12 protein-coding genes are annotated in these 13,672 nt (G+C 65.5%); 8 read left to right on the plus strand and 4 right to left on the minus strand.

Annotated elements, in window-relative coordinates; translation table 11 throughout:
• The first annotated feature begins 5 nt into the window (after positions 1 to 5).
• From H1S04_RS02280 to H1S04_RS02300, 5 genes are read left to right on the plus strand one after another with little or no spacing between them, the layout of a single operon-like run.
• Entirely contained in the window at positions 6 to 1,076 is a 1,071-nt protein-coding gene (locus H1S04_RS02280) for an acyl-CoA dehydrogenase family protein (protein WP_220185072.1), read from the plus strand.
• An 8-nt stretch (positions 1,077 to 1,084) separates the two neighbouring features.
• A complete protein-coding gene (locus H1S04_RS02285) occupies positions 1,085 to 2,236 on the plus strand; it encodes an acyl-CoA dehydrogenase family protein (protein WP_181743944.1) in 1,152 nt (383 codons plus the stop codon).
• The gene (locus tag H1S04_RS02290; RefSeq protein ID WP_181743945.1) at positions 2,236 to 3,009 is read left to right on the plus strand and encodes an enoyl-CoA hydratase/isomerase family protein; all 774 of its coding nucleotides are present in this window, start codon (positions 2,236 to 2,238) and stop codon (positions 3,007 to 3,009) included. Before H1S04_RS02285 ends, H1S04_RS02290 begins: the two co-directional genes overlap by 1 nt.
• Before the next feature lie 29 nt (positions 3,010 to 3,038).
• Complete coding sequence (locus H1S04_RS02295) at positions 3,039 to 3,968, plus strand: amidohydrolase (protein ID WP_220185073.1); 930 nt, start codon at positions 3,039 to 3,041, stop codon at positions 3,966 to 3,968.
• Positions 3,969 to 4,007: 39 nt separating this feature from the next.
• Positions 4,008 to 5,183 (plus strand): NADH:flavin oxidoreductase/NADH oxidase, encoded by a 1,176-nt coding sequence (locus H1S04_RS02300; protein ID WP_181743947.1) that lies wholly within the window; start codon positions 4,008 to 4,010, stop codon positions 5,181 to 5,183.
• 663 nt (positions 5,184 to 5,846) lie between these two features.
• On the opposite strand, the gene H1S04_RS02305 is transcribed toward H1S04_RS02300, so the two are convergent.
• The 4 genes from H1S04_RS02305 to H1S04_RS02320 are packed head-to-tail and all read right to left on the minus strand — an operon-like array spanning position 5,847 to position 11,875.
• Positions 5,847 to 6,935 carry an acyl-CoA dehydrogenase family protein gene (locus tag H1S04_RS02305; RefSeq protein WP_181743948.1) on the minus strand — a complete coding sequence of 363 codons (1,089 nt, stop codon included), beginning with the start codon at positions 6,933 to 6,935 and terminating at the stop codon, positions 5,847 to 5,849.
• Position 6,936: 1 nt separating this feature from the next.
• Positions 6,937 to 8,127 (minus strand): acyl-CoA dehydrogenase family protein, encoded by a 1,191-nt coding sequence (locus tag H1S04_RS02310; protein ID WP_181743949.1) that lies wholly within the window; start codon positions 8,125 to 8,127, stop codon positions 6,937 to 6,939.
• Between the two features lie 4 nt (positions 8,128 to 8,131).
• Entirely contained in the window at positions 8,132 to 9,751 is a 1,620-nt protein-coding gene (locus H1S04_RS02315) for an AMP-binding protein (RefSeq protein ID WP_181743950.1), read from the minus strand.
• A 45-nt stretch (positions 9,752 to 9,796) separates the two neighbouring features.
• Complete coding sequence (locus tag H1S04_RS02320) at positions 9,797 to 11,875, minus strand: 3-hydroxyacyl-CoA dehydrogenase NAD-binding domain-containing protein (RefSeq protein ID WP_181743951.1); 2,079 nt, start codon at positions 11,873 to 11,875, stop codon at positions 9,797 to 9,799.
• A gap of 179 nt (positions 11,876 to 12,054) precedes the next feature.
• Here H1S04_RS02320 and H1S04_RS02325 point away from each other — a divergent pair, with 179 nt between their 5' ends.
• The 3 genes from H1S04_RS02325 to H1S04_RS02335 are packed head-to-tail and all read left to right on the plus strand — an operon-like array spanning position 12,055 to position 13,582.
• A complete protein-coding gene (locus H1S04_RS02325; RefSeq protein WP_181743952.1) occupies positions 12,055 to 12,567 on the plus strand; it encodes a PaaI family thioesterase in 513 nt (170 codons plus the stop codon).
• Positions 12,564 to 12,992, plus strand: a complete 429-nt coding sequence (locus H1S04_RS02330) for a PaaI family thioesterase (RefSeq protein WP_181743953.1) — start codon at positions 12,564 to 12,566, stop codon at positions 12,990 to 12,992. Before H1S04_RS02325 ends, H1S04_RS02330 begins: the two co-directional genes overlap by 4 nt.
• A complete protein-coding gene (locus tag H1S04_RS02335; protein WP_181743954.1) occupies positions 12,989 to 13,582 on the plus strand; it encodes a hypothetical protein in 594 nt (197 codons plus the stop codon). The genes H1S04_RS02330 and H1S04_RS02335 overlap by 4 nt, the downstream gene beginning before the upstream one ends.
• The last annotated feature ends 90 nt before the right edge of the window (positions 13,583 to 13,672 follow it).

Here is a 13,672-nt window from a genome sequence, read left to right on the forward strand (position 1 = left end):
ATCTGTTGGACAATTCGGAACTGGTCGCCCAGACCGCATCCAGAATCTTTCGCGACCACGCCGACGCGCAGGAGATCATCCTGTCCGGCAACGAAGACTGGCGCGTGGCGTTGTGGTCGGCGATCGAAGGGGCGGCCCTGCCAGCGGCCTTTCTGACCGAGGAACAGGGCGGCTTCGGCGAAACCCGGGCCGAGGTTTATGCGGCAGGCTTTGCGGTGTTGCGCGAGGCTGGTCGTTCTGCGCTTGCCGTGCCGCTGGCCGAAACGATGCTGGCAGTATGGCTTCTGGCACAGGCGGGCATGGAGGCGCCGGGCGGCGCGATGTCCGTGGCACCGGCCGACCCGCGCGACCGCATCCGCTTTCGCGAGGATGGCAGCCTTGAAGGCCGGGCGCGTCGGGTGCCCTTCGGGATGGCCGTTGACCGGATCGCGGTCCTCGCCTCGCGCGCGGGCCAGCGGATCGTGGCTTTGGTCGATCCCAAGGATTGTACGGAGAGGGTGGGACGCAGCCTCGCGCTTGACCCCACCCCTACCCTGACCTTCGATGGCGTGCAGCCCATCGCGCAGGCGCCGCTGCCCGACGATTTCGATCCGCAGGACCTGATGCAGATGGGGGTCGCGGCGCGGGCCGCACTGATCTCGGGCGCGCTGGAAACCGTGCTTGACCTCTCGGTGCGCTATGCGACCGAGCGCGTGGCCTTCGGCCGCCCTATCGGCAAGTTTCAGGCCGTCCAGCACATGCTGGCGCGTCTGGGTGGCGAGACCGCCGCCGCGGTCAGCGCCGCATGTTCCGCCGCCGACGCCTTGGCGACCGGCCAGCCGGCCGAGGCGCTGCTGCTGGAGGTCGCGGCCGCCAAGATCCGCTGCGGCGAAGCGGCCGAGACCGGCACACTGATCGCCCACCAGGTCCACGGTGCCATAGGCATCAGCGACGAACATGTCCTGCACCGCTACACCCTGCGCGCGCTTGCATGGCGCGAGGATTTCGGCGGTGAAAGCCACTGGGCGCTGGCCCTTGGCCGCGCGGTCTGTGCCTCGGGCACAGATGCGTTGTGGCCGCTGCTCGCCTCCCGATAGGAACTGCCATGACAAACGCACTTCGTTTCGACCCAATCCGCCTGCCCGAGGCTTGTCAGGATCTGCGGCAGGAGGTGCGCGCCTTCCTGGCGGAGGAGATGGCCCGCGGCACATTCGGCCCCGGCAAGGAAACCTCACCCGAGGAGGCGCTGGAATTTTCGCGCCGTGTCGGCGCGCGCGGCTGGATCGGGATGACCTGGCCGAAACAATATGGCGGGCAGGAGCTGAGCTTTCTCGAACGCTATGTCGTGACCGAGGAAATGCGTATCGCCAATGCCCCGGTGCGTCCCTTCTTCGCCGCGGACCGGCAGAGCGGCCCGACCATCATCCGCTACGGCTCCGAGGCGCTGAAACAGGCGATCCTGCCCCGTATCGTCAAGGGCGAGGCCAGCTTCTGCATCGGGATGAGCGAGGCGAATTCCGGCTCGGACCTGTTCGCGGCGCAGGCCAGGGCGCGCCGGGACGGCGATGGCTGGCGGCTGAACGGTGCGAAGATCTGGACCAGCAACGCCCATCTCAACGATTTCATGATCGGGCTGTTCCGCACGTCGCCCGCGACCACCCAGAACCGCCGCCATGGCCTGACCTCCTTCGTGATCGACCTCAAGACCCCCGGAATCGACATCAAGCCCATCGGCATGATGAGCGGCACGCGAGAATTCAACGAGGTCGTCTTCAACGATGTGTTCGTCCCCGGCGACAACCTGTTGGGCGAGATCGACGGCGCCTGGAAACAGGCAACCAGCGAACTGGCCTATGAACGCTCGGGGCCCGAGCGGTTTCTGGAAACCTATGACGCGCTGCGTGACCTTGTCGCGCTGGCCGGCCCCGAACCTGACACCCGGATGGCCGAAGGCATCGGTCGACTCGTTGCCCAGCTTCATACCCTGCGCCGTATGTCGGTTTCCGTCGCGGGCATGCTGGAAAACGGTGTCGAACCGGTGGTCGAGGCTGCGATCGTCAAGGATCTTGGCACCGTCTGGGAACAGGCGCTGCCGCACCGGGTCCGAACGCTCGCCGCGCTGCATGATGACGAAGGCGATGGCGGTTTCGAGGAGCGACTGAACCAGCAGATGCGTATCGCCCCCAAGCTGACCATCCAAGGCGGCACGACGGAAATCCTGCGCGGCATCATCGCCCGCGGTTTGGGGCTGCGCTGATGCCTGACGACCTGCACATCGCGGCGCATGGCCATGTCAGAGTGCTGGAGATCCGGCGCCCGCCCTACAATTATTTCGACCTGAATCTGATCCGCGCCATCGCCGATGGGTTGGACGCGGCGGATGCCGATCCCGAATGCCGCGCCGTGGTGCTTGCCGCCGAAGGCAAAGCTTTCTGCGCCGGCGCCGATTTCGCCGCGGGACAGGAGGCGACGCCCGAGGCGCGCAAAACCCGGACTGCTGCCCTTTATCACGAGGCTGAACGGCTGTTCAGCAGTCGCAAGCCCATCGTCGCCGCCATTCAGGGCGCGGCGATCGGCGGGGGGCTGGGTCTCGCGCTCGCGGCAGATTTCCGCATTGCCTGCCCGGAGGCGCGGTTTTCAGCGAATTTCACGCGGCTCGGCTTTCATCCGGGCTTCGGCCTGACCGTTACGTTGCCCGACCTGATCGGAGACAACCGTGCGGCGCTGATGTTCCTGACCAGCCGCCGGATCACCGGCGAGGAGGCGTTGGCCATCGGTCTGGTCAACCAACTGGTTTCGCAGGCCGAGATCCGTTCGGCCGCACTGGCTCTGGCCGCCGAGATCGCCGAATGCGCGCCGCTGGCCCTGATCTCGACCCGCGCCACGCTGCGCGCCGGTCTGGCCGGGCGGGTTGCGCGGGCGACTGAGCATGAGCTGCAAGAACAGTCCTGGCTGCGCGAGACCGAGGATTTCCGCGAGGGGGTGAAATCCTCGGCTGAACGGCGCCCCGGAAATTTTCTCGGCAGATGAACCATAGTCGACGATCTGAAGATGGGAGATTGGAATTGAACCAAGAAGAACACGCCGCGGGACGGGACAACTCGGCCGGAGAGGCAAAGACTATCGCGGGCGAATCCGCTGATACGACCCTGAAACTGCCCGAGGGAAGCTGCGACTGCCACGTCCACATCTACGGTCCCTTCGATCGCTTTCCGCCTTACAACGCCGGCATGTATTCCGCGCCCGAGGAACACCCGGTCGAGGCGCTGCTTGATCTTTGGGATCGTCATGGCATCGCCAGGGGCGTCATCGTCCACGCGCTCGGCGCGGGTCCGGACAATGCCGCGACCTATGATGCGCTGCGCCGCTATCCCGACCGGCTGCGCGGGGTCGCGATCCTTGATCAAGATGTCACCGACAAGCGGTTGAACGAACTGAACGACGCGGGATTCCGCGGGGTGCGGATCAACCTTTTCCGCATGAACGGCAAGAAGGTCGCGGCGGGCGGCATGACGCTTGAAGATCTCGAGGCGCTGGCGCCGCGGCTGGGCGAACGCGGCTGGCACGCGCAATTGTGGATCGAGGTCGGTGACCTGGCCGAAATTGCGCCACGCCTGGAAAAGCTGCCGCTCGATTACGTGGTCGACCACATGGGCCGCACCCCGGTCGCGTGGGGCGTCGATAACCCGGGCACGCGCGATCTGGTCGAACGGCTGAAAACCGGCCGCTACTGGGCAAAGATCTCGGGCGCCGACCGCAACACCCAGACTGGCGCACCCTATACCGACGTTGACCCCTTCATGCGTACCCTGGTCGAGGCCAATCCCGACAGGCTGGTCTGGGGCACGGACTGGCCGCATGTCGGCCATACACCCGAGACGCTGCCGCAGGAAAACAACCTCATCGCACTTCTGCGCCGCGTGGTGACGGATGAAGACGTGCTGCACAGGATTCTGGTCCAGAATCCGCGCGCGCTTTACGGCTTCTGAAATACGGCCGCGCGCGACCGAAAGAGTAAGGACGAAATCATGACGGAAATACTGCTCTTCACGCCTATGCACATCCGCGACGTGCTGCTGAGGAACCGCATCGTCACCGCGCCGATGCACCAGTATTCAGCCATCGGCGGATTTCCGACGGATTGGCACATGGTCAATGCCGGGCGTTGGGCGCTTGGCGGGGCGGGGATGGTCATGCTGGAATCGACCAAGGTCGAGGAACGCGGCCGCGGGACCATCGGCGATCTCGGGATATGGAAGGACGAGCATGTCGAGCCCCTGCGCCGCATCGCCGATTTCATCCGCGCGAACGGCGCGTCGCCTGCGATCCAGCTTGGCCATTCGGGGCGCAAGGGCCGTGTCTCGCGCCCTTGGGAGGGCCAGGCGGCGCTGACCGCGGATTGCTGTCCGCCCGACGAATGGGAACGCTGGGATGTCGTGTCCTCCTCGGCGCTGCCCTTCAGCGAGACGTCCGCCATGCCCCGCGCGCTGGAACTTTCCGAGATTCCGGCCGCCATCGACGCTTGGGGCGCAGCGGCCGCGCGCGCCGACAAGGCCGGCTTCGACGCGATCGAACTGCACGGCGCGCATGGCTATCTGTTGCATCAGTTCCTGTCGCCCGTAGCCAATACCCGCACCGACCCATATGGCGGCTCCGAGGAAAACCGGATGCGTTTCTTCCTCGAGGTGGTGGAGTCAGTCCGCGCCAACTGGCCCGCCGGCAAGCCGCTGTTCGTGCGGCTGTCGATCGAGGACGAGGCCGGCTGGGGCCCCGAGGAGAACATCCGCCTTTGCCGCCGGCTGAAGCCGCTGGGGGTCGACGTAATCGACTGCTCGACTGGTGGACTGACATCGGCAGTGCCAAACTTCTTCCGACTGAACAGCTTCGGCTATCAGGTGCCCTATGCCGAACAGATCCGGCGCGAGGCGGATATCATGACCATGGCGGTGGGCCTGATCATTCATGCCGATCAGGCCGAGGAGATTCTGCAAAGGCGGCAAGCCGATCTGGTCGCGATCGGGCGCGAGTTCCTGTACAACCCCAACTGGGGGCTGGATGCGGCGCAAAAGCTGGGTGCAGATCCGAACTATGCGCTGTCGCCGCCGCAGGCCGCGCACTGGCTGACGAAACGCGCGCGCCGCGGCTTTGGCGGCAAGGGATCGACCTGGGCGGCCGGGATTCACGAAGCCGCATCGGGCGAATGACGGGACCGCCCGCGCTTCGGGCGGTCTTGCCAAGAAAGAAAACGCCGAAGGTGACAGCGAACGGACCAGCGGACAGATCCGCGCGGTGATGCCGACCGAGCCGAGCATGCGCCCCAATCCGAAAAGATCACGAAGTCAGCGCCGCCGAAACGGCTCGACGGGCGATCAGCATCTTTGGCGAGGCTGCGGTCGGCCGCGAGTTTCCGGGCTGATCGGCAGCAGGATGAACGCCCCGCAGATCAGCGACCCGGCCTTCGGCGGGACACCCACAAGCTTCTGAACTGCCACCGTTTCGGGTCGAGAGATAAGGACGGTCATGAGAAAGGCGAAAATGGCGTGGCGGAATTGAGGGAAGCCGCCAACCCGGCATCCGTGCCCCCGCGCGCAGCCTCCGCGCGACGATCAGTAAGGCGGGCGGGATGTAGGCCATACCGATCTTGATGACGCTGTATGAGGTCCGCCAAAGCGTGGCGAGAGCCAAGAGCAGCGCCCGTTCGCCCGGAATAGTCGCGTTATCGGTCGTGTCGTCCCTGCCCTGCGTCGGTTTCCACCGTTCTGGCAGCGCTCAGGGGGTCGACGGCTTGGCGCTGCACCGCACTCTTCCGCGCCGGGGCAGGATTTGCGCGCGGGTATCGGTGATGCGGCTTGGCCCTCGCTGACGGTTCACGCTGGAACCCCGCCCAGCCGGGCCAGCCGATCCATGTGGTGATCGAGATCGCCATGCGTCAGCTCGATCATCGTCAGCCGCTTGAAATAATGCCCGATCGCATATTCCATCGTCACACCCACACCACCATGCAACTGCACGGCCGTTTGGCCGATCCTCTTGGCCGACCTGTTGATCTGGACCTTGGCCGCCGACAACGCGGCATCGCGTTCGGCGCCGGTGCGCTCGCTCATCACGGCGGCATACATTGCCATCGAGCGGGCCTGTTCCAACGCCACGAACATGTCGGCTGCCTGATGTTGCAGCCCCTGAAAAGTGCCGATGGGCCTGCCGAACTGTTCTCGGGTCTTGAGATAATCGGTCGTCAGCCAAAGCGCGGCATCCATCGCGCCCACCGCCTCGGCACAAGTCGCGGCCAGTGCCGCCGCTGCGGCATTGGCGATCAGAGTTTCGGCATCGCCCTGATCCAGCCGCCGGGCCGCTGCGCCGTCGAAATGGATCTCGGCCATCCGCCGTCCGTCCTGGGTTGGCTGGCTGCGGATAGTGACGCCGGGATCGGCGGTTTCGACAAGGAACAGCCCGGTGCCCCCGTCGACCGAGGCCGAGACGATGAACGCGTCGGCCATTGCGCCATGGATCACCCGTGCCTTGGTGCCGGACAGCTTGCCATCGGCAAAGGTCGTCGCCGGGCGCTCGGCCTCTGCCTGCGGCTCGCGATGGGCGAAGGCGATCCGCAGGCTTCCATCCGCCATCCGGGCGGCCAGATCTGCGCGGATCGCCGGGTCGGCCGAAACGAGCAATGGCGCGATCTCGGCGATCGCGGCCAGCCACGGTTCGACCACCAGCGCCCGCCCCATCTCTTCGGCCACGATCATCATTTCGACCGGGCCGCCGCCGAGGCCGCCGTCCTCCTCGGGAAAGGGCAGCGCGAAGACACCAAGCTCGCCCAGTCCCCGCCAGACCGCACCGTCCAGACCGCCTTCGCGGATCACCCGTTCGCGGGCCTTGAAGTCATAACGGTCACTCAGGAAGCGCGAGAGGCTGTCCTTCAGCATCCGCTGTTCGTCGCTCAACTCGAAATTCATCTCACAGCCCCAGAATCGCCTTGGCGATGATGTTCTTCTGCACCTCGGTCGATCCACCGTAGATCGAGACCTTGCGCATGTTGAAATAGGCGGCGGGGGCGGCATCGGCCCAGTCGGGACCCATGATCCCGTTCGGGCCGGTCCCGTCCTGATCGGGCCACGCCACCGCATCTTCGCCCGCGACCTGAAGGTAGAGTTCCGTCATGCGCTGCTGCATGTCCGCGCCGACCAGCTTCAGAACCGAGGTTGCCGGATTGGGCTTGCCTTTGGCCTGCTCGGCTGACAGCACCCTCATGACGGTCATCTCCAGCGCCTTCAATTCGACCTGAAGCTCGGTCAGCCGGTCGCGAAAACGCGCATGTTCGATCAGCGGACGCCCGTCCACGATCCGCTCGGCGGCAAGCTGCTCGATCATCTGCAGCCGACCCCGCGTCATGCCGACACGCGCGATGCCGGTCCGCTCGTTGCCAAGCAGGAATTTCGCGTAGTCCCAACCCTTGTTTTCCTCGCCCACAAGGCATGAGGCGGGCACGCGCACGTTGTCCAGAAACACCTCGTTGATCTCGCGATCGCCGTCGATGGTCTGGATCGGGCGGACGCTGACGCCGGGCAGCGACATGTCGACAAGAAAGAACGAGATGCCTTCCTGTTTTTTCGCGTGGGGATCAGTGCGGGCCAGCACGAAGATCATGTTGGCGCGGTGGGCATAGGTCGTCCATGTCTTTTGCCCGTCGATCACCCAGCCGTCGCCATCCCGGACCGCCTTGGTGCGCACCGCCGCCAAGTCGGACCCCGCGCCCGGTTCGGAAAAGCCCTGACACCACCAATGTTCGAGCGTGGCGATCTTCGGCAGGTAATGGGCCTTCTGCGCCTCCGTGCCAAAAGTGAAGATCACCGGCCCGACCATGTTGGTGCCGAAGCTGACGATGTCGGGCGAGGGCGCGGCCTGAATCTCTTCGAAAAAGATGTATTGGCGCACGGCGTCCCAGCCGGGCCCGCCGTATTCCACGGGCCAGCGTGGACAGGACCAACCCCGCGACGCCAACGCCTGAACCCACTGATGGACCATGTCGCGGGTCGGAGGGCGCAGCTGGCTCATATGGCGGCGGGTTTCCTCGGGCAGGTTGTCGGCGATGAACTGCCGGATCTCCTGTCGGAAGGTCTCTTCCTCGGGGGTGAAGTTCAGGTCCATGCGCTCATCTTCCTTCGGCTTTGGCGCGCCGCGCCGCTTCTTCGTCGCGCAACGCCTTGCGCGAGGCCTTGCCCACGGGGGTGCGCGGAATATCCGCCCTGATCTCCAGCGCGCGGGGCAATTCCTGCGGACCCAGATAGTCGCGCAGGAAAGTGTTGAGATCCTCCAGTCGAAGGGGCGTGCTGCCCGGACGCTGAACGACGAAAGCCTTGACCGACTCGCCCCGATAATCATCGGGCACGCCGATCGCCACCGCCTCGATCACGTCAGGATGACGTGTGATCGCATTCTCGACCGCCACCGGATAGACATTGAAGCCCGAGGACACGACCATGTCCTTCTTGCGGTCGACGATGTAGAAAAAGCCCAGCCGATCCATGCGGCCGATATCGCCTGTCAACAGCCAGCCGTCGCAAAAGGCCTTCTCGGTTTCCTCGGGCTTGTTCCAGTAGCCGGCGGTCACATTGGGGCCGCGGATGGCGATTTCGCCGACTTCGTCCACGCCGAGAACACGGCGGGGGTCGTCAACGGCGACGATGCGCACGTCGACGCCGGGCAGCGGAACACCTATCGTGTCGCGGCATTCCTCGGGCACATCCGGCGGGATCTGGGTGCCGGCGGGCGAGGTTTCGGTCAGGCCATACCCGCCGCGCAGTCTGAGACCGGTCAGTTCGTAAACGCGCTGGTAAAGTTCCGGTGCCAGCGGCGCGCCGCCGGTCCCTGCGAACATCAGCGATTCGAGATCGGCGCGCTTGATGCCGGGAACCTGTGTCATCGCGAGCCACATGGTCGGCACCCCGCCCAAACTGTTGATCTTGTGCCTGCGGATCAGGTCGACCGCCTCCTCGGCGTTGAACCGCTGACGCAGGTGCAATGTTGCGCCCTCCCACATCCGCCGCAGCATATGGGTCGAAAGACCGAGAATGTGGCTGAGGGGCGAATAGGTGAGGACCTTTCGACCCGGTCCCGACTGGTCCTCGTGGCCGTAGAAGGCGACAAAGCTCTGCGCCGAAGCCGAGAGATTGCCCTGCGTCAGCATCGCCGCCTTGGTCACACCCGTCGTTCCGCCCGTATATTGCAACAGCGCGAGATCGCCCGGCCCAGCCCCCTCGGGTATCAGGGGCGCCTCATCCGCGCCGGCAACGAAATCAACATGATCGGTCAATCCGGCCGGCACCCGGTGGTCGGCCCCTTCAAGCGCGATGGGGTCGTCGCACATCACCACCTTGACGCCGGTCGCCTCGGCCAACTGGATGGCGCGGGTGCGGAAGGGTTCGGCCGAGATGGTGACCAGCATGCGCGCGCCGGAATCCCGCATCTTGTGCAGAAGCTCGGCTGGCGCGTCGAGCGGGCTCAGATGTGTGGCGGCCGCCCGCGTGGCAAGGATGCCGAAGAAATAGCGCAGATGCCACAGCGTGTTCGGCAGGTATAGCGCGACCACATCGCCATGCCCGATACCGGCCCGCCATAGGGCCCCTGCGATCTGTCGAACCTGCGCGACGAATTGGCCGTAAGTGACCCATTCATCGTAATACTCGACGAAGTGCGCGTCGGGCTGGCGCGCTGCGACCTCCGCAAGCAATTGCGGGACGGTCATCGGACGCGGCGCGAAATCGGTCCTCACACCGGGCGGCATGTGCCCCGCCCATGGCTTTGGGTTCTCCATCGCCTAGCTGCCGTTCATGTCGCCGAAGCTGCCGCCCTGCTCGGCCAGGCGGCGTAGCAGCGGCGCGGGATGCAGCTCCTCCGATCCCGTCCGTTCGGCCAGTTCGTCAAGTCGGGCGACGATGGTCGGCAGGCCGATCGTGTCGGCATGGAACATTGGCCCGCCCTTGGTGCGCGGAAAGCCGTAGCCGCTGATCCAGATCAGGTCGATGTCGGAGGGCCTTGCGGCGATACCCTCCTCGAGAATGCGGGCGGCTTCGTTGATCATCGGATAGACCAGCCGCTCGCCGATCTCGTCATCCGGGATCGGCCGGCGGGTGACGCCCGCCTGCAGGGCAAGCGCGTCAATGAAGGTGTCGACCTCGGGGTCGGGGATGGGTCGGCGGTCGCCGGGGTCATAGCGGTAGAGGCCCTTACCGGTCTTCTGCCCGTGCCGCCCGGATTCGGCGATGGCGTCGATGACATAGGCGCGCCGGCCGCTTTCCTTGCGGACCAGATAGCCCACGTCCAATCCCGCCAGATCGCTGACCGCGCAGGGGCCCATCGCATTGCCGAAGCGCCGCGCCTCGGCGTCGATCTCGGCCGGCGAGGCGCCTTCCAGCAGCATCGCGTCAAGCTGGCGCGTGCGCGCGGCCATCATACGGTTGCCGACGAAGCCGAAGCAGACGCCGACCGTGACCGGAATCTTGCCGCTGCGGCGCCCGACCTCGATCGCGGTGGCAAGCGCGTCGGGGTCGGTCTTGTCGCCGCGCACCACCTCGAGCAGCTTCATGACATTGGCGGGCGAGAAGAAATGCATCCCCAGCACATCGCCGGGCCGGCCCGACGCCTCGGCGATTTCGTTCACGTCGAGGCTGGATGTATTGGTGGCCAGCACCGTGCCGGGTTTGGTCAGCGTGCCGAGTTCGCCGAAGATCTGCTTCTTCAGGTCCATCCTCTCGAACACCGCCTCGATCACCAGATCGGCGCCTCCGACGGCAGCGGCGAAATCGGTCGTGCTGGAAATCCGCGCCAGCGCCGTCTCGCCTTCGGCGGCCGATGCCCCGCGCGCGGCGGATTTCCGGTAAAGCCCGGCAATGGCCTGAAGCCGCGCGGTCAACGCATCGTCGCTCTGATCCACGATGGTGACGTCATAGCCGCCCGAGGCCAGCGACATGGCGATGCCGCCCCCCATCGTGCCCGCGCCGATCACCGCGATCTTCTGCACCGGACGGGGCTTCACCGTCGCATCAAGGCCCGGCACCTTCAGCGCCGCACGCTCGGCGAAGAAAAGATGACGCTGCGCCCGGCTTTCGTCGCTGCCGCGCAGCTCGGCGAACATCCGGCGTTCTTCCGCCAGCCCCTCGGCGAAGGGCCGTGTAAAGGCGTTGCGGACCGAGGCGACGCAGGCCCGCGGCGCCGTCAGTCCCCGGTTCGCCGCCAGAAACCGTTCGGCGACGGCATCGAAGGCGACAGGGTCAACGGCCGCGATCCGGTCGGTCATTTCCGAGACGCGGGGCAGCGGGCGGGTCTTCGCGATCTCCCCCGCGAAGGCAATCGCGGCCTCGCGCGGATCGCCATCGTCCAGACGATCGACGATCCCCAACGACAGCGCTTCGCGCGCGTCGATCGGCTCGCCCGTGACGATCAGCTTGACTGCAGCCTCCGGCCCGATCAGCCGTGTCAGGCGCTGCGTGCCGCCGGCACCGGGCAGCAGGCCCAGCCGGACCTCGGGCAGGGCGAAGCGCGCGCTGCTGTCGGCGATGCGGTAATGGCAGCCGAGCGCGAGTTCAAAGCCGCCGCCGAAAACCGTACCCTTCAGGGCCGCAACGATGGGCTTGTCGGCAGCTTCCAGACGAGCGATGAGACCGGGCAGGTCCGGGCCGGTCGAGGGCTGGCCGAATTCGCGGATATCCGCCCCGCCCGAGAAATGCTTACCGCGCGCGGCGAGCACCACCGCATCCACCCCGTCATCTTCCAGCGCCGCCCGGACATGGTCTTCCAGATGCTGGCGAATCAGGCTGCCCAATGCGTTGACCGGAGGGTTGTCGATCTCGACGATCGCGACATTTCCAATACGTTCCGTCGAAACGGGCTCTGCCATCACGTCCTCCTCCAAGCCGTGCACGGTTCCCCGATCTGAGCGGGAACGCCTCATTGGACACCCTATGAGTCGATCGGAGGCAGGTCAATTGAATATTCGATATGCGGGTTGATTATTCGCATAATTGGTATATTGATCTCCAGAAGGAGGATGCGCCGCATGCGGGATCGGGCGAAGGGATGAACATCCCGGCCAGACCACGCAACAGGCGCGCGGGAATCAATTCCCGGAAAGGGGGAAGCGTGAGCGAAGAAGATGGCAAGGTAACGACCCTCGATATCGAACCCTATCCCCTCCAGAAGGTGCTGGGCTATTCGATCACGCGATGGGAACAGGATTTCGCCGAGGTTCGCCTGAAGCTCGACGAGATTCACGCCAACCGGCACGGCATTCCCCATGGCGGCATTTATTGCCTGCTGATCGACACGGCATCCGGTTTTTCCGGCAGCTATATGCCGCCCGGCCAGCCTCGGCGCATGGCGATGACGCTGTCGCTGGCGGTGAATTTCGTCGGCCAGCCGAAGGGCACTGTGCTGATCGCGACCGGCCGCAAGGTCGGAGGCGGGCAGAGCAATTTCTTCACCGAAGTGGAGCTTCGCTGCGACGAGGGCGTCCTGGTCGCCACGGGGCAAGGCGCAATGCGCTATCGCAAGGGCTATGTCGACGCGCCGGCAAAGGCGGAGGGGTCATGAATCGAACCGCGGCGCGCCCCGAGCCTCGCTTCTGGCAGATGATCGGCTTGCGGGTTCTGACCCGTGAGCCGGGGCTGTTTCGCGCCGAACTGGATGTCGGGGAGGAGCATTTGAATCCGGGCGGCGGCGCCCATGGCGGCATCATGGCGACCATGATCGATTCGGCCTGCGCCTCCGCCGGCGTCGTCGGGCCGGACGGCACGGCCGCGCGCAGCGTGGTCACCCTGTCACTGACGGTCAATTATACCGGTGTCGCGCGCGAGGGCCGGCTGACCGTCGTGGGGCGCGTCCTGTCCTCGGGCCGCAAGATCTTCTCGGCCGAGGCCGAGGTCCATCACGACGACGGCACCCTGATCGCCCACGGGGTCGCAACGCTGCGTTATATCCATCGGGCCGAAGAACATGTTGAGGGAGAAAAATCGTGAGAGAAGCCGTCATCGTATCCACCGCCCGAACGCCGATCGGCAAGGCTTTCCGCGGCGCCTTCAACGACACCCAGGCGCAGGCGATGGTGGGCCATGTGATCGCCAATGCCGTCGAACGCGCGGGGATCGAAGGGGCCGAGATCGAGGACGTGGTCTGGGGATCGGCCCAGCAGCAGGGCACCTCGGGCGCCAACATCGGCCGGCAGGGCGCGCTGCGGGCCGGATTGCCGGTGACGGTGCCGGGCACGACCATCGACCGCATGTGCGCAAGCGGGTTGATGGCGATTGCGACGGCCGCGAAGCAGATCGTCGCGGACGGGATGCAGATCGCCGTCGGCGGCGGCAGCGAATCGGTCAGCCTGGTCCGCACCGAGCGTTACAATTCCTACCGCATGCAGGATCCCTGGCTGGTCGAACATCTGCCGGCGCTTTACATGAGCATGATCGAGACTGCGGAGGTGGTCTCCGACCGCTATGGCAGGTTCGCCTGGGGCATGCCGACCTGTGCAACTGCATTGGCGAAGGTGACGGTCGGCGTGTTGATGACGGTTGTGCGCATCCGCGACGACGGAAGTACCGAACTGTTCTGATGGTACTAGTTCGATTTATGTTCCATCTTGCGAATGCCACCGGCGTCGAAGTGTCCGGCACTGGCCTCAGAAAAACCCTTATATTCCAGG

The organism is Paracoccus sp. S1E-3, assembly GCF_013868135.1.
Lineage (GTDB): Bacteria > Pseudomonadota > Alphaproteobacteria > Rhodobacterales > Rhodobacteraceae > Paracoccus.